Source organism: Pararhodospirillum oryzae, from assembly GCF_007992075.1.
Classification (GTDB): domain Bacteria; phylum Pseudomonadota; class Alphaproteobacteria; order Rhodospirillales; family Rhodospirillaceae; genus Pararhodospirillum; species Pararhodospirillum oryzae.
In genome coordinates, this window is record NZ_BJZO01000067.1 from 1 (window position 1) to 21516 (window position 21516).

The following is a 21516-nucleotide window of genomic DNA, read 5'->3' on the forward strand; positions in this document are numbered from 1 at the left end:
TTGAGGAACCCGTTTCCAAGGGCATCCAGGGCTTCACCGGCGAAGGGTCAGCCGCCGCCGGCCCGCTCGCGCAGGGCCGACAAGGTGAGGCGGGGCGACAGGGCCTCGGGGTCAACCTGAATCTCGATCACGCAAGCCCGGCCGGCACTCAGGGCCTGATCCAGGTAGGGGGCGAAATCGGCGGTGCGGGTGACGGTGAACCCGAGCGCGCCATGGGCCCGGGCCAGGGCCGCGAAATCCGGATTGCCCAGGGTGGTCCCGATGACCCGCCCCGGGTAGCGCCGTTCCTGGTGCATGCGGATGGTGCCGTACATGCCATTGTTGAAAACAAGGATCACCGGGTCCAGGCCCAGCGCCACCGCCGTTGCCAGTTCCTGGCCGTTCATCAGGAAGCAGCCGTCGCCGGCGAAGGCCACCGCCACCCGGTCGGGGCAGGCGATCTTGGCGGCGATGGCGGCCGGAACCCCATAGCCCATCGATCCGTTGCCGGGCGCCAGCTGGCTGGGAAAAACCCGGTAGCGATGGAAGCGGTGCACCCATCCCGAATAATTGCCCGCCCCGTTGCACACGATGGCATCGGGCGGCAGGCGCTCGGCCAGCACGGCCATGACCCGGCCCAGATCGACCCGCCCCGGGCAGGACGTGGGCACCAGATTGGCCTCGTAGTCGGCCCGGGCCTCGGCCAGCCACCCGGCCCAGGGAGCGCCATCAACCCCGGGCAGGACCGGGGCCAGGGCATCCATGGTCGCGACCACGCCCAGCGCCGGCGCGTACACCCGCCCGATTTCCGCCGGATCGGCAGCGATCTGGATCAGGGTCTGGGTGGGGCCGGGGCTGGCAAGCAAGGTGTAGCCCTGGGTATCCACCTCGCCCAGACGCGCCCCCAGGGCCACGATCACATCGGCGGCCTTCACGCGGGCATTAAGGGCCGGGTTGGCCGAAAAACCCAGTTCCCCCACATAGACGGGGCTTTGGTTATCCACGATGTCCTGGCGGCGGAAGGCGGCGGCCACCGGCAGGCCCGAGGCCTCGGCCCAGCGGGTGACGGCCCGGGCCGCCGACGGCGTCCAGGTGCCACCGCCGACCACGACCAGGGGACGCCGCGCCGCCTGCAGCACCCCGGCCAGGGTTTTCATGTCGTCGGGGTGGGGCGCCAGGCGTACCGGCGGCCACGGGCGGGGGTCGGCCACGGTGGCGGTTTCGGCCAGCACATCCTCGGGCAAAATCAGGACCACCGGGCCGGGCCGGCCGGAGGTGGCCTTGCCCCAGGCCCGCGCCACCGCCTCGGGCAGGCGCGCGGCGGCGCCCACCTCGACCACGTCCTTGGCCAGCGGACGGAAAAAGGCGGCCTGGTCCACTTCCTGGAAGGCCTCGCGGCCCTGGAAGCCGCGCCCGACCTGTCCCACGGCCAGAATCATCGGCGTGGCATCCTGAAACGCGGTATGCACGCCGATGGTGGCATTGCACGCCCCCGGGCCCCGGGTGACAAAGCACACCGCCGGGCGCCCGGTCAGCTTTGCGTGGGCCTCGGCCATGTAGGCGGCTCCCCCTTCCTGGCGGCAGACCACCACGCGCAGGCGATCGGTGCGATCGTGAGCGGCATCCAGGAACGGCAGGAAACTTTCGCCCGGCACGCAATACACCGTGTCGGTGCCCAGGGTGATCAGGGCATCGGCCAGCAGCGCGCCACCGGTGCGCGGCGCCTGGGAGGGAGCAAACGACGAAGGAACCGAATCGGACATGGAAACGGGGCTCCTGGGGAGGGAGACAAGAAAGACGGCCTTCGGCCACCGTGCACACGGCCTTCGGCATCATGCACACGGCCTTCGGCATCATGCACACGGCCTATCGCCGATGGGGCTACCGCCCGGACCCGTTCGGAGCGATGCCCCGAACCCCCTTTATTTTAAAGGTAACTCAAGACGAAGCAATCCACGCGCCCTCGAAACGGGCCGCTTTAATGGAACAAGCGCCGGCGCCGGTGTCCGGACCGGCGCCCCAGCTCCCAGGGGAGCTTCATCCCCTCGTACATCATCAAGCCCACGACCAGCCCGGCGATCGCGTACAGCAAGGCGGCCCAGGAATCGGGCAAAACGGGGGAATAGTCGGTCCAGGTGGCCCCCAGGACGGCGCTGTTGAAATGGAACAGCACCGAAAAGGGCTGTTCCAGGGCACCCGCCGCGTTCAAGGCCTCGCGCCCCGGATCATCGGGCGCCACATGGCGCACGTACTGCTGGGCAAAGGCGGGCGCCTGGGAAAAAAGCATCCCTCCGATGGCGGCCAATCCCGCACCGGTCAGGGAATCCATTTTGCGTCCCAGCCACGACATGGGGGTATTTGACTGCGGAACCCCCGTTGGATGCAAGCCCGAAGGGCCGCCGGGGGCGATCTATCCGGCCGCGCCCCGTTCCGACAGGCGTTCGATGGAGGCTCCGCAGGCGGCCAGCTTGGCCTCCAGGCATTCGTATCCGCGATCCAGGTGGTAGACGCGGTTGACGATGGTTTCGCCCTCGGCGGCCAGCCCGGCCAGGACAAGACACACCGAGGCGCGCAGGTCGGTGGCCATCACCGGGGCCCCGGACAAATGCCGCACGCCGCGCACGATCGCCGATCCGCCATGGATATTGATGTCGGCGCCCATGCGGGTCAGCTCGGGCACGTGCATGAAGCGGTTTTCAAAAATGCTTTCCGTGATCATCGACGCGCCGTCGGCGGTGGCCATGAGGGCCATCCACTGGGCTTGCATGTCGGTGGGGAAGCCGGGAAACGGCTCGGTCATCACGTCCACGCCCACCACGGGGGCGCCGCGCGCGTCGACCTCCAGACCGCCCTCGGCCCGGGCCACGCGCACGCCGGCGCGGCGCAAATGGTCGATCAGGCTTTCAACCAGATCCAGGCGGGTCCCGGTCAAGGTCAGGTGGCCGCGAGTGATGGCGGCGGCCAGGGCATAGGTGCCGGTTTCGATCCGGTCGGGGACCACGGCATGGGTGGTGCCGCCCAGGCTTTCCACCCCCCGGATGCGCAAGGTGCTGGTGCCCAGGCCTTCGATCTCGGCGCCCATGGACTGCAAGCAGCGGCCCAGATCGACAATTTCGGGTTCGCGGGCCACGTTTTCCAAAATGGTTTCGCCCTCGGCGAGGACGGCGGCCATCAGGGCGTTTTCGGTGCCGCCCACGGTGACCTTGGAAAAGGCGAAGCGCGCCCCCTTCAGGCGACCGTCCACGCGGGCATTCACGTACCCCTCGCGCAAATCGATCTCGGCCCCCAGGGCTTCCAGGGCCTTCAGGTGCAGATCCACCGGACGGGTGCCGATGGCGCAGCCGCCGGGCAGCGAGACCCGGGCCTTGCCGTGACGCGCGACCAGCGGCCCCAGCACCAGGATCGAGGCCCGCATGCGCCGCACCAGGTCATAGGGCGCGGTGGTTTCCTTGAGCCCGCCGGCATCAAGCGCGACCACGCGGCCGGCCGCCGTCGAGGCCCCGTTCAGGTGAACGCCAACCCCCATGTGCTCCAGCAAGGCCGCCATGGTGCGGATGTCGGCAAGGTCGGGCACGTTGGTGAGCCGAACGGTCTGGTCGGTCAGCAAGGCGACGGGCATCAGGGCCAGGGCCGCGTTCTTGGCGCCGCCAATGCGCACGGTGCCCTCCAGGGGGGCGCCGCCCACGAGCCGGATTCTGTCCATGCGTGACGGAACTCCCTTGGGAAAGCAAATGATGGGGGGGAAAGGTCCGGGCATCGGCCCGCGACGAGGGTCTCCAAGGGGAGGCTTCGTACCCCATCCGTGCCACTGGTGCAAGACAGCCGACGCCGTGCCTTTGCGTTCTTGCGAGGGCAGCGCCCCCCAGACGCTCCGCCCGCGTTTCCAGCCCCCGGGGATACAGCAATAAGGCTGTTGAAATGCGCCCCAATAAGCCTAAACTAGAGCGTTAATGCTTCCCTAACCAAGACAACCCGAAGGGATATTCCCCTTATCGCTGATTTTATCGATTTTTTCTCGTGCGTGGAGCCGCCTTGATGGCGCAAGACCAATCGTTCGGTGCCCTGACGCCTTCCCCCCCGCCGGCTGAAACGCCTGCGGTCCCCGCGGCGGGAAAGGCTGGCATGAAGGAAACGCGCCTTTTGAGCCAGCGCTGGCGGTTGTTCCTGGTGCTGACGGTCGCCTTGCTGGGATTGGGAGCGTTGGTCAGCAGCGGCGTGCAGCTCGCCGGCATCGAACGGGAACGATCGCGTCAAAGCGTGACCCAGGAGGCCAAGGCGGAAATACGGGTTCGCCAGATCCGGGCGTTCGTGGCGTCCCATGTGTCGTTGCTGGCCAGCACGGCCGAAAGCCCGTCCATCCGCCATTTGATCGAAGGCCGGCCGCTCCCCGCCGACGAGTTGTCGGGCCTGTTCCTGGCCCTGATCCGGCACCATCCAGCCTTGCTGCAAGTCCGGCTGATTGGCCCCAGTGGCTGGGAACTTGTCCGGGTGGACCGCCGGGCGGAGGGTCTCGTGGTCATCGGACTGGACGATCTGCAAAACAAGACCGATCGCCCTTATTTTTTCAAGACCATAGCCCTGAAAGCAGGAGAAATTTTCATCAGCCCCCTGGATCTCAATATCGAGCACAAAACCATTGAAGTCCCTTGGGTTCCTACCCTGCGAATAGCGACCCCCGTTTCTTTTCCACTCCTGGGAAAGAATGGCATTTTGGTTTTCAATCTTGCCGCTCAGACCATTTTAGACATTTCTGATACTGAAAAGACGACGTCCAACGAACAGCGTTCCTTGCTTAATGCCGAAGGATACTGGTTGACCGGAGTGCCGAAAGAAAAACGCTGGGGCTTCTTGTTCAATCAGGACGCAACGCTTGCGAAGGAAGACCCCACTCTTTGGGAACACCTGAACTCCTGCCAGGGCGGGTTCTTGCACCGCGACCACGCGTTCATCTACCACCAGCGCATCGACCTGACGCAGGCGCTTGCCGAAGCCGGAACCGATACCGAATCCATCATTGCCCAGGCCCCGGTCTGGTTCGAAGTGATCTCAAGCCCGGTTCCCTCCTTTTTCGGGGATGGCGGCGGACTGCTTGCGCTGGTGGGGCTGGGGGGGCCGGGGTGCGCCCTGGTGGCCTGGGCGTGGAGCGGCAGCATTGTCCGCCAGCGCAACGCCGTGGCCCAGCGCCTGCGCGCCGAGCAGCACCTGGTGCAGGCCCAGAAACTGGCCGCGCTGGGAGAACTGGTCGCTGGAATCGCCCACGAGCTGAACACGCCGCTGGGCAATGCCGTGACCTTCATCAGCACCTTGTGCGAACGCATGCACCTGTTTCGCGCCGCCACCTCTGGCGGGCGCATCAGCCGGGCGGCCCTGGATACCCTGACCGACGACATCGACAAGGGCCTGCACGACGCCGAACGCTGCCTGGAACGCGCCGCCCACCTGATCAAGCGCTTCAAGGAAATCGCGGTTGATCAGACAGGCGAACGGGCCCGGACCTTTACCCTGGACGACTACGTGCTGGAGTTGATCGACACCATGCGTCCGCAGTTCAAGAGCACGCCATACGAGCTTGACGTGCACCTGGGCTCCAGCGTGTACATGGACAGTTACCCTGGCCCCCTGGGTCAGGTGATTGTGAACCTGATCACCAATGCCCTTCTTCATGGTCTGGCCGGCCGCCCTTCGGGCACGATCACGGTCTCGACCGAACGCGGCCAGGCCGGCCAGGTCCGGATCATCGTCGCCGACAACGGGGCCGGCATGCCCGCGGCGATCAGGAACCGCATTTTTGAACCGTTTTTCACCACCAAGCCCGGCGCCGGGGGAAGCGGCCTGGGCCTGAGCATTGTCCATTCCATCGTCACCAACCTGCTGGGAGGGCAGCTGGAAGTGGAGTCGGAGGAAGGGACGGGCACTACGATCACCGTGGTGGTGCCGGTTGTCGCGCCCCAACGCCTTGCCCCGTCCCCGGACGCGGCCGCGTCGTCCGCCCCCCAAAGGAGCCCCGCATGATGCGTGTTCCTGGATCCGACAAAATCCGCTTGCTTTTCGCGAGCCCATCCCCGGCCGGAACGCCCTCTCCTTCCGCTTCGGACGGCATGCCCCGGTTTTCGATCGGGGATCCCTCGTCGATTTCCGACGATCTGCTGATTGTCGAGGACAGCCAGAAGCCGCCCTTGCCAACCGGCGTCACGCCGCCTCGGGTTCGACCATGGCGCATCCTGGTGGTGGACGACGATCCCGACGTTCACGAGTCCACGGCCTTTGCCCTCAAGGACGTGGAAATGTTCGGCCGCCCCCTGGTCTTGCTCCATGCCCACTCGGTTGCCGAGGCGATCGCGCTGGCCAGCACCCACGAGGACATCGCGGTCGCCCTGATTGACGTGGTCATGGAAACCCAGGACGCGGGCTTGCATCTGGTGGAACGCCTGCGCGAAGCCAACTGTGCGACGCTGCGCATCATTTTACGCACCGGCTATCCCGGGCAGGCCCCCGAATACGCCGTGATGTCGCGCTACGACATCAACGATTACCGGACCAAGGACGAACTGACCCACTCGCGTTTGCTGTCCGTGCTGCACACGGCCCTGCGCGGCTATCGCCAGCTCAGCCAGATCGTTGATCACCGCACCGGGTTGCGCCTGGTCCTCCAGGCCACCGCCGACCTGTTCGCCCGCACCAGCGTGGATTGGGTGGCCCACGGCGTCTTGCCCCATCTGGGCCGGCTGGTCGGAGCACCCGTGATTGGCGTCGTCGCCCTGGGGCCACTTGGAGAACCAGTTTTCTCGCCCAGCGCCTTCACGGTCGTCGATGCCCTTGGCGGTCCCTTCGCGCGCGCCGTGGACCGGCCCCTGTCCGCCCTGCCCACCTTCGGGACCCGGATCGTTGGGGTTTTTGAACGCGCGAGCGCGGGCCACGCCGTTGTCATTGATTCCGACGCCTTGGGATTGATGGTAAGCGGACACGGCAGGCAAGCGCTTTTTGTGTATCTGGACATCACGGACAGGCCTCCCTCAGGCCTTGACCCCGACCTTCTACAGGTTTTCGCCACCACGTTGGCCCTATGCTTCAATAACGCCAACATGATCGAACATCTTGACCGCCTGGCTTATTTCGATCCTGTCCTGGAGATCCCCAACCGAAACGCCTTTGAACGCCTTCTCGACAGCAAGATGCACGAGGGAAGCGCGCTTCGCGTTATTTTTGTTTCCATCACGGGCTTGACCGAGATCGCCGGTGTTTTCGGGGAAGGCGCGGCCACCCATGTCTTGATTCGCATTGCCCACGCCCTGGGAGACGAAAACCTGCGCCTGCAAGGGGTAGCCCGGTATTCGGAAACGATTTTCGTGGCCCTGGGGGACCCGGACCAGATCGACGAAGGCGCCTTGCAGCGTGTTCTGGCCCGCCCGGCGCTGCTGGACGGGGCTCCGGCTCCGGTCAGCGTGTTCCTGGCCGTGGTCGACGTCACGCCCGACATGGTCGACGCCCAAACTGTCTGCCGGCACGGCCTCTCGGCCTTGCTGTCGACCGAGGGCAACCGGACGCGGCCCACGCAGCCGATCCGCTACACCCAGGACATGACCCGGATCTTGCACCGGCGCCTGGCCCTGCGCGCGGCCCTGCGGCGGGGATTGGAGCGCGATTGCGGCCTGGAGGTCCATCTTCAGCCGAAAATCGATATTGCCACGGGAAGCATTGTCGGCGCCGAGGCCCTGTGCCGCTGGACCCTGGAAGGCCGCCCCGTCCCGCCATCCGAATTCATTCCGCTGGCCGAAACCGGCGGCCTGTCGCGCCCCCTCACCCGCCTGGTGTTGAACCACGTGGCGGCCATCGTGGCCCGGCGCCGGGCCCGGGGCCTGCCGGCCCTGCCCATCGCCGTCAACCTCAGCGCCATGGACCTGACCGCCGACGATTTCGTGACGGGCCTGCTGCGCGACATCCATCACCTGGACCTCAGCCCCGATACCCTTTCGTTTGAAATCACCGAAAGCCAGATGATGACCGATCTGGCGCGATCGATCGCCGAATTGGAAAGCATTCGGGCCGCCGGCTTTGACATCGCGCTGGATGACTTTGGCACCGGCTACTCGTCGCTGGGCGTCCTGGACCGGCTGCCGGTCACCGCGATCAAGATCGACCGCCGCTTCATCACCCCCCTGACCATCGCCGGCGCCCGGCGCAGCCTTGCCGCCACCGCCATCGCCATGGCCGAGGGCCTGGGCCTGGGAGTGATCGCCGAAGGGATCGAAACCGTCGAACACCACCATGCCCTGGTGTTTCTCGGCTGCCCCCACGGCCAGGGCTTTCTGTACGGACACCCCATGCCGGCGGGCGATTTTGAAACCCATCACACGACATGGTCGCTTCCCACCGCTTGAGGAAGGATTCGCCGGCACCCCTCAAGCGCCCGATCCGGGTGCTGGCAAAAAAAATGCGGCCATCGCAATTTTTTGCTTGTCAGACCCCGGGGGTCGTGGCACTTTCCGGGCCTCCCCGGACGGGACGAAACAAACCTTCTTCTCCCGTCACTTGCGTGCCGCCGTAGCTCAGGGGTAGAGCACACCCTTGGTAAGGGTGGGGTCGGGTGTTCAATTCACCCCGGCGGCACCATCCCCTCTCCCCCTTGAATTCCCTGTGGACCCGGTACATATCGAGTCGCATGGGATTGTTGCCTCAATGGCAACCAGGGACGCAACGGCTCTCCTTTTTTTCCAGCACCGTCAAAAGGATACCCCGACAGACATAAGGGGGGTTGCGAGACGGTTGGCAACGCTGCATGCTGGAGAGCGTCTCAGCAGAGGGCAGGAAGCCATGGACTCTCGACAGGATATCGGACTCGGCGGGACGGTGGTCCCCCCCCAGCCCTACACGGGCAACACCGCCGTGCGGGTGGAAACGGTTGCCGTTTCTGAATCAACCCCGGCGACCCAAGCCTCGGGTGGGAGCACGGCCGGGCAACAAGACCCGCTGGAATCCTACCACATCAACCCCAAGACAATCCTTGACCCCGACCTCTACGTCAATGTGGCCAAATTTGTCTACGACGACAACGTTGAATTTCAGGTCCCCTCCCCCACGCAGATCGCAGCCTATCGCCGGGGGCAGGATGCCCAGGACGAACAGGTCGATCAGCAGCAGGTGAAGTACGTCGAACGGGTTGTCGAGGTTCAGGAAACCACCGACGGCGATGGCGTTGGCGGGGGCGAGGCCCAGGGGACCGGCGTGGTGACCGCCGCTGTCGTCAGCCAGGGGCTGCCGCCGGCCGCCACGGGCACGCCACCCCAGGACGACGCCACCTCGAAGCCGGCCACGGGCACCCGCGCCCCGACCGCGCCCCGTCACGTTGTCGAAGTGGAAGCCTGACGGCGGGCACCGACCGCCGGCACCCCCGGCCGGGAAAGAGACGACGGCGGGAGCCGGGCCCTTGACGGCCCCCCCCCTCGTCGGGAGCCGCCCTTCACGACCCCATGACTGAAAGCGTTTCTCGCGGGAGAAACGCCCTGGGAGTTTTGAGCGCTCGATTTTCGTGAATCGAGGCGCTTGGGGTGTGTAGGCCCTTCCCTGAGGAGCCACGCCAGGAAACGCCACCCTGCCCTTCAAAAAAGTCACGACTCCTTGAAAAAAAGCCTTGCGTCCCCGCCTCGGGACGGATACAAACCGACCCCTCGGACGCAAGCGGGTGTAGCTCAGCTGGTTAGAGCGCTGGCCTGTCACGCCAGAGGTCGCGGGTTCAAGTCCCGTCACTCGCGCCAGTCCGAGACAAACGGTTTGCCACGCCTGCGGGCGTGGACCGGATGCGGGTGTAGCTCAGCTGGTTAGAGCGCTGGCCTGTCACGCCAGAGGTCGCGGGTTCAAGTCCCGTCACTCGCGCCACCGATCGGGTGGCCATTTTCCCGCTTCCACCTTTCCCTTGAATACGGACGCACCCCGGACGCCCCGCGTTCTCGGGGGTTTTGTTTTTCGGCATTTTCTTCGCATAAAAAACTTGCGAATGCGTCGCGATTGCGATATCAATCTTTTCAGACGGCAGGCCCGAATTCCTCTCCCGGGCAGGCCGTCCCCTTCCCTGGGGCTTGATCGCACCCCCCTTGCGAGCGCATGGCCCTTTGGTTCCTGGCTCCCTCCTTCGACCCGGTCGGCGGGGGAGGGGTCCAAAGCCCCGTCCGGATCGCGCCACCCGGACGGGGCTTTTCTATGGGGGGTTCCCTTGCCGGATCTCCACCCTTCGCGCGACCCCTCCCCACCCAAAGGACAGCGCTGAAACAAAGTGTTACGGGCCAGCGCACAACAGCTATGAAAAGAACACGGGCCCCGTTGAATCGCCCGGCCCGTGTGCCATATTAGGGGCACTCTGAGCCGTTCCATCGCCGATGGACCGCCAGGTACCCAGTGACCGACGGTGGAAATACGAGGAAGACAATGGTTGACATAAGCAAGCGCGTTGCGCTTTCCCAGGCTGGCATGGGGGTTGATGCCCGCCTGGACGTGGGTTTGCGCCGCTACATGCTGCGTATCTACAACTACATGGCGTCGGGCCTTCTGCTGTCCGGCCTTGTGGCCATGGCGGTGGTGTACACCCCGCTCAAGGCCGTGTTCTACGCCTTCGACCCGGCGACCGGGGCCTTTGCCGGCCTCAGCATCCTGGGCATGATTGCCGTGTTCGCGCCGCTGGTGCTGTTGTTCGGCGCCATGTTCGCCGCCCAGCGCATGAGCGCGGCCGCGACCCAGGCCTTCTACTGGGCCTTCGTGACCTTGCAGGGCATCAGCCTGTCCACGCTTCTGGTCGTCTACACGGGCGAAAGCGTGGTGCGGGTGTTCTTCATCACGGCGGCGGCCTTCGCGGCGCTCAGCCTCTACGGCTACACCACCCGGCGCGACCTGTCCGCCCTGGGCAAGTTCCTGTTCATGGGCGTGGTGGGCATTCTGATTGCCGGCTTGGTCAACATGTTCGTTGAAAGCAGCATGTTGCAGTTCGTGATGTCGGCCGTGGGCGTTCTGGTGTTCTCGGGCCTGATCGCCTACGACACCCAGGCCATCAAGGAACGCTACGTGGCCACGATGGGCACGGACGAGGAAACCAAGGTCGCCGTGTTCAGCGCCCTGGCCTTGTACCTGAACTTCATCAACCTGCTGCAATTCCTGCTCATGTTCCTGGGCAATCGCGAGTAGCCTCATGGCCGGCGGGGAGTCTCCCTCCCCGCCCTTGCCCCACCCCGACCGATCCCCAGCGGGAAGGCTTGTCCTTCCCGCTTTTTTCATGACCCCCGCGCCACGAAGAAATGCTCCTTGCCCTTGATCATGTGGCAAGAATCGAGCGCCCCCCGTCAAAACGCGCTATGCTGGCGTCTCTCCCCTGGCAGGGACTCTTGCATGCCACCGGTCCACGGACAGCCACCCGGAACGCCCGTTTTCATCGAAGAATGGGCAAGCGACGAAGACTTCGCGATTCACCCAAAAGGATCGCAACCGAAGCGGACCCTCCTTTGCCCGTGCGACGAAAAGCCTCCGCATCTCATCCCAAATCACAGATACATTTTTAAAACGGTAAAGAAGCAATACCAAAAACAACAAATTTGGTCTGAAGTGATCGCATACAGAATTGGCGCTCTAATTGGCCTGAACGTCCCTCCCTGTTTCATTGCCGTTGACAAAAAGAATGGAGAGACAGGGGTTTTAATGCAATTTTTCTATTCTTTTCCAAACGAGCAATACCCTGCACGCTTCGTTCATGCTCTCGATTCCATGAGGCGTCTCGTAACGGACAAAAAGCGCGGACGCCCCCACGGCCTGCGTGAGAACATCCGGATTTGCGCAGCCCTTGGCATTCCAGATGTCATTAAGTGGTGGGGGCAGGTGATTGTTTTTGACGCCTTGATTGGGAACACGGACCGCCACCCTGAAAATTGGGGGTTTTTGATCCGCCGCCCTCCCGATCAAAAGGAAACGTATGAATTTTCCCCGATTTTTGACAACGGAACCAGCCTGGGATACGAAAACGCGGAAAAACAACTGGTTGCCTTGTGCGATACGAATCACTTGGACGCCTACATCGGGCGGGGGAGCCATCATTGCAGTTGGACCGTGGCGGACGATCAACGCGCCCCCCATATCGAATTATGCGCCCATTACCTAAAAACCCACCCCGATGCCCGCTCGGCGATGCAAGACGTGCTACGGTTCGAGCCGACGGATATCGAAACGATTTGCGCGGAATGCACGCAGTTCCCCGTTGGGGTTCCCTTTACGCCTGAGCGGGCATACTTCGTGTCGCGGCTTGTCCTGGCTCGACGGGCCAGACTGGTGGCCCTGCTGGAGGGGACGCATGGAAAACTGGATTGAGACAACCTCGGAACCCAGGAAGCTGATTTTGGCCTGGCAGGCCCCCGACCACATGGAAGATCGTTTCCGCTGGGCGGTGGGGGAACTGGAACCCCACAACGACACCCTTGTTTTCCGATACATCGTCGATGACGAAGCGTCGTTCGCGGCTCTCAACGGTAATCGCCTGGTCGAACAGCTCCACGCCCTGGGATACAGGGGGTATCCGGCCTTCAACCCACGCCGCAAGGAGCACAGGACGGGCGTGCTCGATGCCTTCATGAGCCGCCTCCCCCCGCCCCATCGCCCCGATTTCACGGATTACAAGCGGCAGTTTTGCTTGCCGCCGGATTTGGCGCTTTCCGATTTTTCCTTGCTGGGGCACACCGAAGCCAAGCTGCCCAGCGATGGATTTTCCCTGGTCGACCCGTTGAACCCGGGGGCCGAGCGGTGTGATATGCTGTTGGAAATCGCGGGATACCGGTATTACGCCGACACCCATTCCCTTGTCGGGGTCGGGACCCCCCTGGAAATCCGGGCGGAACCAGACAACCCGCACGACCCCAAGGCCGTCCAGGTTTGCGTGGGAGGACAGAAGATCGGCAACATCAACCGCCTTCAAGCCCCCACGTTCCGGCGCTGGCTGGAAACGCGCACCGTTTCCGCCGTGGTCCAACGCTTGAATGGCAGGGCTGGAAGGCCGCGCGCCCTTGCCTTCGTGCGCGTGCGCCCGGCCCGGCTTTCGGTTGCCGCCTGAACCCATTTCCGCCGGCCATCCCCGGATTCCTGCTCATGTTCCTGGGCAATCGCGAGTAGCCTCATGGCCGGCGGGGAGTCTCCCTCCCCGCCCTGGCCCGACCCGACCGATCCCCAGCGGGAAGGCTTGTCCTTCCCGCTTTTTTCATGACCCCCGCGCCACGAAGGAGTCCACACGCGTGACCTATCTCATCCTCAAGGCCCTGGTGTCCGGGGTCATCGTGGCCGTGGTGTCGGAAATCGCCCGGCGCAGCCCGGCCTTCGGGGCGCTGGTGGTGTCCTTGCCCCTGGTTTCGATTCTCGCCATGCTGTGGCTGTGGCGCGATACCCACGACACCGTGCGCCTGGCCGATCACGCCCAGGCGACGTTCTGGTACGTGCTGCCGTCGCTGCCGATGTTCCTGGTGCTGCCCGTGCTGTTGCGCCACGGGCTTGGCTTCTGGGTGGCCCTGGGCGTGTCGTGCCTGATCACCATTGCCTTGTACCTGGGCATGGTGATGGTTCTCGCCCGCTTCGGCATCCGCCTGTAAGGATAAGGACAGGCCGGGGCCTCGCGACCCCGGGGCTTTCGCCTTTGGTCCGTTACAGGCCCAGGGCCAGCTTGCGCTGGCGCAGGGCGGGCAGGTCCGCGTGGTCCTGGTAGCGCACGCACCGCTCGGTGAACGCGCGCATCGACGCATAAACCTTGGCCGTCATGGGATCGCGGGCCGCCATGTCCTCCAGCACGGTGCGCGTCATGGCGCCCAAGGCGCGGATGACGTCGTCCGAGAAGGTGCGGATTTCGATCGACGGGTACTTTTCCGCCATCTCGGCGAAAACCATGGTGTTGTTGTACGTGAAGTCGGCCAGGGTGCGCCCGGCGACGGCCTGGGCGGCCGCCCGCACGATGGCCTTCAAATCGTCGGTCAGGATCTCGTAGCGGGCCTTGTTGACCAGGATCTCCAGCGACGGCCCCGGCTCGTGGAAGGCCGGCATGTAATAGTACCTGGCCGCCTTTTGCAGGCCGAAGGCGATATCCAGCCACGGGCTGACCCACTCGGCCGCGTCCACCGCGCCCGACATCAAGGCGGGCATGATTTCGCCCGGCGGCGTCAGGACGGTGGCGGCGCCCAGGCGGCGCATCACCTCGGCCCCCAGGCCGGCAATGCGCATCTTCAGGCCCTTGATATCCTCGACCGTGTTGATTTCCTTGTTGAACCAGCCGCCCGCCTGGACCCCGGAATTGCCGGCGTAGAACGGCAGCACGCCAAACGGCGCGTAGGTTTCCTCCCATAGCGCCTGCCCGTCGCCACACGCCAGCCACGCGTCCAGCTCCCAGGCCATCAGGCCAAACGGCATCGAGGTGAACAGGTTGAGCGCCGGTGCCTTGCCTTGCCAGTAGTACGAGGCGGCGTGCCCGACCTGGGCCAGATCGCTTTGCACGGCGTCCAGAACCTCGAACGGCGGCACCAGTTCACCGGCCGAGTACAAGGTGATGGTCAAGCGTCCGTCCGACATGGCGGTAACCATGTCCGCGAAGCGCTGGGCGTTGATGCCCACGCCCGGCGAATTCCGGGGCCAGGGGGTCACCATTTTCCATTCGACCCGGTCCTTGGCCACCGCCGGCGCCGCCAGGGGCGCGAGCGCAGCCGTGGCGGCCAGGGAAGCCGCCGCCGCCGCCGCCCCGCCACCCGTGGCCGCCGTTGTCAGAAAATCACGCCGCTTCATGCTTCATCCTCCCGAGCGCCGGACATGAAGCGGCAGCATACTGCACCCCTCGCGCGCCCGGCGATCCTTTTTCCGGATCGGAAAGGCGCGAAAAAGCAAGGCGTTACCCTTGCCCGAAGGCGGGCTTCGCCGGTGCGTGGCCGCGTGCCCCCCGGGGAGCGCTGATTTTGTTCGTTTCCAGGAAAAAGCCGCGCCTCCCCGCCCCCGACATCCTGGCGGGCGGCGCTCGCGCAAAAAAAACGGGGCGGCCGAGATCCGGCCGCCCCGTCCGATGATCGCGCCGGCGGGCCCGAAAAGGCCGGACGGCGGCGGGGAAGTGCGGTTCGGAACCGCCGGACTCCCCAGGCCCAAAGATTGGACGGCACGATCAGCGTCAGGGTCCGAAACGGGAGGTCCAGTGACCTCATCCTCCCGCCTCGGGATCTGACCTATCCTTTGCACGGCGTGTACCAACCGGGCGCGGGCCGCCCAATTCCCGCGTTGGATGACAAGGAAGGGATCAACCCCTTCAAAAAACAGCCCTTATCGAGGACGCTGCGCCTTGGCCGACGCGCCGAAAAGGACAAAAGTGATTTCTCGGGACCTTGCAATTCGCAAGGTGTTGCACGATGCAATGCACGGTGCGTCATGCTTCCTGCGCCAGCCGGAAAGAAGCCGCTTTGTCGGGGGCTCCCTTCCCCTGCTTTCACTGTAAAAGGATACCCCTTTCGCACATGCAACGCAATTAAAATAAAATTTCTTGGTAATTTTCTCCTTCTGCGAGATTACTTCTCCTTCATAGTCAACCCGGCCTCGGCTTCAAGGTGATGAAACGTCTCCAGGAAGCGCCGGCGCACCTCGGCGACCGGCAGGGGCACCAAGGTGACTCCTTTCAGGGGAAGCTCGCGAATCTCCAGCACGGTTCGGACCTCGGCCGGGGAAAACCCGGCCAGTTGCACCGCCTCGGTGGCGGCGGCGATGCGGTCGGCGCGCTTGATCAGGGCGTGGACTTCCGGGCTGGAGCGGGCGGGCAGGCCGAAGCGCACATGAACGGCGCACATCAGGCAGTCCTCAAGCTCGCGGAACACGTCGCCCACCGCGGCCTTCAACGGCGTGATCAGGTCGTGGGTGACGTACTCGCTGGCGTCGTGGAGCAACGCGGCCAGCAGCACGCGGGGCTCGGGGCGCGGCCGGAAGGTGGCCACGATGTCGGCGACCAGCAAGGAATGCTGGGCAACCGACCATCCATGATCCCCCAGGGTCTGGCCGTTCCAGCGCGTATTGCGCGACAGGCCGAGCGCGATGTCCTCGATCTCGATGTCCAGCGGCGACGGATCGATCAGATTGAGCCGCCGCCCCGAAAGCATGCGCTGCCAGGTGCGGGGAGCCTGGGCCCGCAGGCGCGCGCGCGCCACCGGGTCCAGGCGCGGGGGAACCGGGGTGCTCACGGAGCGGTTTCCGGATCGGGGGGCGCCGACAAGGGCGCCTGGATCTCGATCTCGCCCGCCACCGGCGCCGGCACGGGCAACGGTTGGAACGGCGGGCGCTGGTCCTCGGGCGGCGCCTCGCGCACCCGGCGGCGCCACAAGGTGACCAGGCCCAGGCCCACGGCCACCAGGGCCTCGAACACGAACAGGCCCACGGGACCGTTGAGTTCCATCAGCACCGCCGCGACCAGCGGCCCCACCACCGAGCCCACCGAGTTGACCAGCAGCAAATCCCCGCTCACGCCCACCCGTTCGCCCGGCGCGATGCGGTCGTTGGCCAGGGCGACGCTGACCGGATAAATCACCGTGATCAGGGAGCCGAACAGGGCGGCCAGGGCCACGAACGGCCCAAGGCCCCCGGTGGGAACGGCCGTTTCCGTCCCCGGGGCCAGGAACGCAATCGCGACGCACACCACGCCCAGGGCCACGGCCACGCCTTGCAGCACAAGCCGGCGGTCCAGCCGGTCCGAAAGCCTCCCCAGCGGCCATTGCAGCACCAGCCCGCCCAGGATGGCCGCGCACATGAACAAGGCCACCCCATTGCGGTCAAAGCCGATCTCGCGCGCGAACAGGGGGCCCATGGCGTACAGGGCGCCCAGGCCCAGCCCGCTGGCCGCGCTGCCCAGGAAGGCCGTGGGCGAGCTGGCCATCAGCCGCCCGGGCCGGAACGGAGGCGCCGCCACCAGTTCGGGCGAGGGCAGGCGCGTGGTCACCACCGGCAGCACCGCGAGGGAAACCAGGATCGAGGCGACGGCAAACAGGGCGAAATTGCGGGGATCATGGGTCATCAGCAAAAGCTGGCCCACGCCTTGCGCCAGATAGACGGAAATCATGTACGCCGACAGCACCGTTCCCCGGCTTTCCTCGGTCGCGCGGTCGTTGAGCCAGCTTTCAATGCACATGAACAGGCCGGCCATGCAGATGCCTTCGATCAAACGGAAGGCGGCCCAGGCCACGGGCGAGGGGGTGAGCGCGTGGCCCAGGGTGGCCGCCGCCTGCACGCTGGCCAGCAAGGCAAAGGTGCGGATGTGCCCGATCGCCAGGACCACCCGCGACAGCCGCCACGAGCCCACGATCAGGCCCACGAAATAACAGCCCAGGATCAGGGACGACACCAGCGGGCCGTCGCCGCGATCGGCCAGACGCACACCCAAGACGGTGCCCAGCAGGCCGTTGCCCAGCAGCAAGAAGGCAATACCCCCCAGAAGGGAGGATAGGGAAAGGACGAGACCGGGCATCCGGGCCTCCGGGAAAATAGCCAGGGGGTGAGTAAAAAGGGGGAAGACAGCGACGGCTCGGGGCCAGCCGCGTGTCCTGGCCTAGAGTGCCCCGCCCCGGGGCCAGCGTCAATGCGTCGGACGAAAGGGGATCCGACGGGCGCGCCAAGGCACAAGGCGAGCCGCCCCCGCCAGCCGCGAGCCCGCCGGACAGCGGTTCCCGTGGCCCGCCGCCTTGCTTCATTCCACCCGCGAACAGAGAAAAGGCGGGCCTCCCGGACGGCGGCGACGTTCGCAGTTGTTTCGTTACGCTCGCGAACCACCCTTGTTTTCAAAGGGTTGAGGGCTCACCCGCCCCGCCCGGCCTCGCGCCGGCCGATGGCTTCGCCCAGACGGCGCAGGGCCTCGCGCAGGGGAGAATCGTCCACGGCGGCCAGGGCGGTTTCCAGGGCCTCGCGGCGGGCGGGCGGCAGGGGGGGAAGCTCCTGGGCCCGACGCGAGGCCCCGCGACGGCCCCGCCCCTGGCGCACCGCGAGACGCGCCACCGCCGGACGCCCCAGGTACCCGTTCACCCGTTCGATGACCTGGGGTTCCAGGTACTGAAGCTCGAACGCCACGGCGCCGCTTTCCGCGATCACATGCAAGACGCCGCCCTGCTCGCCTCGCGGACGGGCCAGGCGCACCGGATGAACCCGCGCCGCCAGCACCGGCCCCATGATGTCGGCCCAGTGGGTCAACAGCGCTTCCTCGGCCAGGCCGCGCCGCCCCAGGCCCGGCCCCATCGCCCGCACCGCCAGCCCGGCCAGGGCGCGCGGCCGGTCGCAACGCGAGCGCCGGGGCGGCCCCGGGTCGCGCGCCGCAACGGAAGGGGCCGGGGATGGGGATGAGGATGGAGGGGCGGACGCACGGGTCACAGCGGGGCTCCTTGTTTCACACCCCCGGCCGCGTTGCCTCGCGGCCGGGCAGCGGTGCCAGGAACGACAGGAATTCGTCGGCCACCCGCTCCCACGAAAAGGTCTCGGCGTGGGCCCGGGCAACCGTGGGATCGATGGTCAACGCCTTGAGCGCGGCCGCCTTCAGGTCCGTGTCCATGATGCCCGCCCCCGAGGCTCCGATCACGTCGCGCGGTCCCGTCACCGGGAAGGCCGCCACCGGCACGCCCGAGGCCATCGCTTCCAGCATCACCAGCCCGAAGGTATCGGTCAGGCTGGGGAACACAAAGGCGTCGCCGCTGGCGAAATAGCGCGACAGCTCGCGATCCCCGTAGGCCGAACGGAAGTGCACCTGGGGATATTTTTTCTCCAGGACTTCCCGCTGTGGCCCGGTGCCGATCACCACCTTGCTGCCCGGAAGATCCAGGTCCAGGAAGGCCGGCAGGTTTTTTTCCACCGTGATCCGGCCCACGTACAGGAAAACCGGGCGCGGCAGGTCCAGGAAGTCCTTGGGCTGGGGGTGAAACAAGTGGGTATCCACCCCGTGGCTCCAGGCGCGGGCGTTGGTGAACCCCCGCGCCACCAGATCACGCTCGACCGAGGGCGACGGACACAAGACCGCGTGCGACGGCCCATGGAACCAGCGCATCACCGCGTACAGCCGATCCAGCGGCAGGCGAGTGCGCGCCGCGATGTATTCGGGGAACTTGGTGTGGTAGGCGGTGGTGAACGGCCAGCGCCGCCGCAGGCAAAGCCCCCGCGCCGCGAACCCCAGGGGGCCTTCCGTGGCGATGTGAATCGCGTCGGGCTGGAACTCCGAGATCATGCGCGCGACGCGCCGGCGCGGAAACAAGGCCAGCGGAATTTCTTCATACGTCGGGCACGGCATGCAGCGAAAGTGCGAGGGCTCGATGATCTGCACCTCGTGCTCGCGCCGTTCCAGGGTCTGGCGCAAGGTGTCGTTGACCCGCACCACGCCGTTCGGCTGCGGGTGCCAGGCGTCGGTTACGATGGTGATCCGCAAAGAAAAGCCTCCCCTCCTCGCGCCAGTCAGGGGGACACCATATAGGGCGGCCCGGGCTTCAACGCCACGCCGCGCGCGCCAGTCATAAAAGATTCATCCCTCTTGCGCCTAATGGTCAAGACTCCCCCGGGCCACGGCCCCCTTTTCCCGGCCCGCCGTCCATGCGAGAGTCCGCCCCATCGTTTTGCCAGAAGGGGTCACCACATGCGGCGCCGCCCACCAATTTTCCTTGCCCGGGCCCTGGCCTTGCTCTGGCTTGGCGCCTTGCTCGCGGGCGTGATGCCCCCCCCGCCGGCCAGCGCCGCGACCACCCGCGCCGACCCCGCCCAGGCCGCCACGACCGTCCGCCCCAAGCCAGCCGCGAAGCCGGCCACCAAGGCCACGCCCGCCAAGGCCACGCCCCCCAAGGCCACGTCGGCCAGGCCAGCCGCCGCCAAGGCATCGCCGGCCAAGGGCACCCCGGCCCAGGCCACCACGCCCCGCAAGAAAAGCCCCGCGAGCGCGACCAGGGCCCCCGCCACCAGGCCCCAGGCCGCGAAAACCGGCTCCGCCCGTCCGGGAGCCGCCCGGGCCGTCGTCGCGACCGCCGCCGGGGCGGCGGGCGCCGTGGCGGCCGGGGGGGCCCTGGCCGCGCCGGGCCCCCACGTCGCGACGCCCCCTCGCGCCGCGCTCAACGCCGAAGCCCTGATCGCCCGCCACGGCTTCAGCCCCGACCAGGTGGGGTTCGCCCTGTTCGATCCCCAGGAAAACGCCTGGCTGGAAACCCACCAGCCCGACCAGCCCTTCCTGCCCGCCTCGGTCAGCAAGGTTCCGACCACGGTGGCCGCCCTCGACATGCTGGGCCCCGCCTTTCGCTGGCAAACCCGCCTGGTCAGTGCCGGCACGGTGGAAAACGGGGTGCTGAACGGCGATCTGTACCTGATCGGAGACGGCGACCCGACCCTGGACGGGCGCGCCCTGGCCCGGCTGGTCGCCGGCCTCGACGCCGCCGGAATCCACGCGGTGCGCGGGCGGTTCCTGTACGACGACTCGTTCCTGACCCACGCCCCCGAGATCGAGCCCAGCCAGCCCGGCGACCTGGCCTACAACCCCGGCGTCGGCGCCTTGTCGGTGGACTTCAATCGGGCCTTGCTGCGCTGGGACCCCAAGACCGGCCCCCGTTTCACCCCGGCCGGGGCCACCCCGGTGGGCGACGGGCTGAGCGTGCGCGTGGGCGCCACCCCCGAAGGCGGCCGCCGCCCCCATTTCGAGCCGCCCCCCTCGGCCCTGACCCGCGCCAGCGCCGCCGTGGCGCCGGGCGAATCGTGGGTTTTGCCCGCGCCTTGGACCGGCGATGGCTCCATGTGGCTGCCGGTCAAGAACCCCGGCTCCTACACCGCCAACGCCACGCGCGCGCTTGCCCGGAAGCAGGGCCTGGCCCTGCCCCCGCCCGAGCCCGGCGCCGCCCCTCCCACGGCCCGGGTGCTCGCCCTGGTGCGTTCGGCCCCCCTTTATGAAATCGTGACCGGCGTTCTCAAGACCTCGAACAACATGGTCGCCGAGATGATCGGCCTCACCACCACGCGGCGCCTGACCGGGCAGGTGCTGACGCTCGACCAAAGCGCCGCCGCCCTCAACCGCCTGTACGCCGGATCGCTGGGCGGCATCGACTGGTCCACCTTCCACCTGGTGAACCATTCCGGCCTCAGCCCCGACAGCCGCGCCTCGCCGCGCCAGATCGTCGCCATCCTGGATTACGCCCAGCGCTACGGCTTCCATGGCCTGGATTACGCCGCCTTGCTGCCCCGGCGCACCTGGCAAAGCGACGACGACGACGGCCCCGCCGCCCTCCTGGCCTCCAGCGCCGTCGGCGCCTCGGGCCCGGTGCCGGTATGGGCCAAGACCGGCACCGTGTACTACGGGCGCGGGCTCGCCGGCTTCGTGGTCGGTGGCTCGGGCCGGCTGCTGACGTTCGCCATCTTCATTTCCGACCTCGACCGCCGCGCTCAGTTCGACGCCCGGAACGGCCACGAATCGGGGGCCGACATCCGCGCCGCCCGCGCCTGGCTCGGCCGCGCCCGCGCCCTGGAACGCGACCTCGCCGACCTCTGGCGGGCCCGGCATTAGAGTAATCCGAA

General features: G+C 66.5%; 16 protein-coding genes and 3 tRNA genes. 11 read left to right on the top strand and 8 right to left on the bottom strand.

Translation table 11 applies throughout. The annotated features are described in order from the left end of the window. Positions 1–47 precede the first annotated feature (47 nt). The 3 genes from ROR02_RS11920 to murA all read right to left on the bottom strand — a co-directional run bounded on the left by ROR02_RS11920 (position 48) and on the right by murA (position 3682). The gene (locus ROR02_RS11920; protein ID WP_147164255.1) at positions 48–1742 is read right to left on the bottom strand and encodes a thiamine pyrophosphate-binding protein; all 1695 of its coding nucleotides are present in this window, start codon (positions 1740–1742) and stop codon (positions 48–50) included. A gap of 215 nt (positions 1743–1957) precedes the next feature. Then, on the bottom strand, positions 1958–2308 hold the full coding sequence (locus ROR02_RS11925; RefSeq protein WP_170245091.1) for a DUF2937 family protein: 351 nt from the start codon (positions 2306–2308) through the stop codon (positions 1958–1960). Positions 2309–2389: 81 nt separating this feature from the next. Continuing rightward, complete coding sequence (gene murA, locus ROR02_RS11930) at positions 2390–3682, bottom strand: UDP-N-acetylglucosamine 1-carboxyvinyltransferase (protein ID WP_147164257.1); 1293 nt, start codon at positions 3680–3682, stop codon at positions 2390–2392. A gap of 419 nt (positions 3683–4101) precedes the next feature. Between murA and ROR02_RS11935 the strand changes: the two genes are divergently transcribed. The 10 genes from ROR02_RS11935 (at position 4102) to ROR02_RS17250 (ending at position 13583) form a co-directional block, all read left to right on the top strand. Next, positions 4102–5991 carry a sensor histidine kinase gene (locus ROR02_RS11935; RefSeq protein ID WP_170245092.1) on the top strand — a complete coding sequence of 630 codons (1890 nt, stop codon included), beginning with the start codon at positions 4102–4104 and terminating at the stop codon, positions 5989–5991. Further along, positions 5988–8357 (top strand): EAL domain-containing protein, encoded by a 2370-nt coding sequence (locus ROR02_RS11940; protein ID WP_147164259.1) that lies wholly within the window; start codon positions 5988–5990, stop codon positions 8355–8357. The genes ROR02_RS11935 and ROR02_RS11940 overlap by 4 nt, the downstream gene beginning before the upstream one ends. A 157-nt stretch (positions 8358–8514) precedes the next feature. Continuing rightward, positions 8515–8589, top strand: a tRNA-Thr gene (locus ROR02_RS11945). A 201-nt stretch (positions 8590–8790) separates the two neighbouring features. Next, positions 8791–9342, top strand: a complete 552-nt coding sequence (locus tag ROR02_RS11950; RefSeq protein ID WP_147164260.1) for a hypothetical protein — start codon at positions 8791–8793, stop codon at positions 9340–9342. A gap of 312 nt (positions 9343–9654) precedes the next feature. Beyond that, a tRNA-Asp gene (locus ROR02_RS11955) sits at positions 9655–9731 on the top strand. A gap of 44 nt (positions 9732–9775) precedes the next feature. Beyond that, a tRNA-Asp gene (locus ROR02_RS11960) sits at positions 9776–9852 on the top strand. 546 nt (positions 9853–10398) lie between these two features. Continuing rightward, positions 10399–11148, top strand: a complete 750-nt coding sequence (locus ROR02_RS11965) for a Bax inhibitor-1/YccA family protein (protein ID WP_147164261.1) — start codon at positions 10399–10401, stop codon at positions 11146–11148. Between the two features lie 201 nt (positions 11149–11349). Next, on the top strand, positions 11350–12318 hold the full coding sequence (locus ROR02_RS11970) for a HipA domain-containing protein (protein WP_170245093.1): 969 nt from the start codon (positions 11350–11352) through the stop codon (positions 12316–12318). Next, positions 12302–13054, top strand: coding sequence for an HIRAN domain-containing protein (locus ROR02_RS11975; protein ID WP_170245094.1), 753 nt, complete (start codon positions 12302–12304; stop codon positions 13052–13054). The genes ROR02_RS11970 and ROR02_RS11975 overlap by 17 nt, the downstream gene beginning before the upstream one ends. A gap of 178 nt (positions 13055–13232) precedes the next feature. Further along, on the top strand, positions 13233–13583 hold the full coding sequence (locus ROR02_RS17250) for a DUF3147 family protein (RefSeq protein WP_147164264.1): 351 nt from the start codon (positions 13233–13235) through the stop codon (positions 13581–13583). Positions 13584–13635: 52 nt separating this feature from the next. Here ROR02_RS17250 and ROR02_RS11985 read toward each other — a convergent pair whose 3' ends face one another. From ROR02_RS11985 to ROR02_RS12005, 5 genes are all read right to left on the bottom strand, one after another. Next, entirely contained in the window at positions 13636–14760 is a 1125-nt protein-coding gene (locus ROR02_RS11985) for a TRAP transporter substrate-binding protein (protein WP_147164265.1), read from the bottom strand. Positions 14761–15524: 764 nt separating this feature from the next. Then, on the bottom strand, positions 15525–16187 hold the full coding sequence (locus tag ROR02_RS11990) for an HD domain-containing protein (RefSeq protein WP_147164266.1): 663 nt from the start codon (positions 16185–16187) through the stop codon (positions 15525–15527). Continuing rightward, positions 16184–17464, bottom strand: a complete 1281-nt coding sequence (locus ROR02_RS11995) for an MFS transporter (protein ID WP_147164267.1) — start codon at positions 17462–17464, stop codon at positions 16184–16186. The genes ROR02_RS11990 and ROR02_RS11995 overlap by 4 nt, the downstream gene beginning before the upstream one ends. 326 nt (positions 17465–17790) lie before the next feature. Beyond that, positions 17791–18357: a DUF721 domain-containing protein gene (locus tag ROR02_RS12000; RefSeq protein ID WP_147164268.1), complete on the bottom strand. Its 567-nt coding sequence runs from the start codon at positions 18355–18357 to the stop codon at positions 17791–17793. A 16-nt stretch (positions 18358–18373) separates the two neighbouring features. Beyond that, the gene (locus tag ROR02_RS12005) at positions 18374–19399 is read right to left on the bottom strand and encodes a glycosyltransferase family 4 protein (protein ID WP_147164269.1); all 1026 of its coding nucleotides are present in this window, start codon (positions 19397–19399) and stop codon (positions 18374–18376) included. Between the two features lie 204 nt (positions 19400–19603). Between ROR02_RS12005 and ROR02_RS12010 the strand changes: the two genes are divergently transcribed. After that, positions 19604–21505: a D-alanyl-D-alanine carboxypeptidase/D-alanyl-D-alanine-endopeptidase gene (locus tag ROR02_RS12010; RefSeq protein ID WP_246135524.1), complete on the top strand. Its 1902-nt coding sequence runs from the start codon at positions 19604–19606 to the stop codon at positions 21503–21505. Positions 21506–21516 lie beyond the last annotated feature (11 nt).

Bases quoted from the DNA above. Each gene is read 5' to 3' on its own strand.
- ROR02_RS11920 (WP_147164255.1), bottom strand. From the start codon at position 1,742: ATGTCCGATTCGGTTCCTTCGTCGTTTGCTCCCTCCCAGGCGCCGCGC.
- ROR02_RS11925 (WP_170245091.1), bottom strand. From the start codon at position 2,308: ATGGATTCCCTGACCGGTGCGGGATTGGCCGCCATCGGAGGGATGCTT.
- murA (WP_147164257.1), bottom strand. From the start codon at position 3,682: ATGGACAGAATCCGGCTCGTGGGCGGCGCCCCCCTGGAGGGCACCGTG.
- ROR02_RS11935 (WP_170245092.1), top strand. From the start codon at position 4,102: ATGAAGGAAACGCGCCTTTTGAGCCAGCGCTGGCGGTTGTTCCTGGTG.
- ROR02_RS11940 (WP_147164259.1), top strand. From the start codon at position 5,988: ATGATGCGTGTTCCTGGATCCGACAAAATCCGCTTGCTTTTCGCGAGC.
- ROR02_RS11950 (WP_147164260.1), top strand. From the start codon at position 8,791: ATGGACTCTCGACAGGATATCGGACTCGGCGGGACGGTGGTCCCCCCC.
- ROR02_RS11965 (WP_147164261.1), top strand. From the start codon at position 10,399: ATGGTTGACATAAGCAAGCGCGTTGCGCTTTCCCAGGCTGGCATGGGG.
- ROR02_RS11970 (WP_170245093.1), top strand. From the start codon at position 11,350: ATGCCACCGGTCCACGGACAGCCACCCGGAACGCCCGTTTTCATCGAA.
- ROR02_RS11975 (WP_170245094.1), top strand. From the start codon at position 12,302: ATGGAAAACTGGATTGAGACAACCTCGGAACCCAGGAAGCTGATTTTG.
- ROR02_RS11985 (WP_147164265.1), bottom strand. From the start codon at position 14,760: ATGAAGCGGCGTGATTTTCTGACAACGGCGGCCACGGGTGGCGGGGCG.
- ROR02_RS11995 (WP_147164267.1), bottom strand. From the start codon at position 17,464: ATGCCCGGTCTCGTCCTTTCCCTATCCTCCCTTCTGGGGGGTATTGCC.
- ROR02_RS12010 (WP_246135524.1), top strand. From the start codon at position 19,604: ATGCGGCGCCGCCCACCAATTTTCCTTGCCCGGGCCCTGGCCTTGCTC.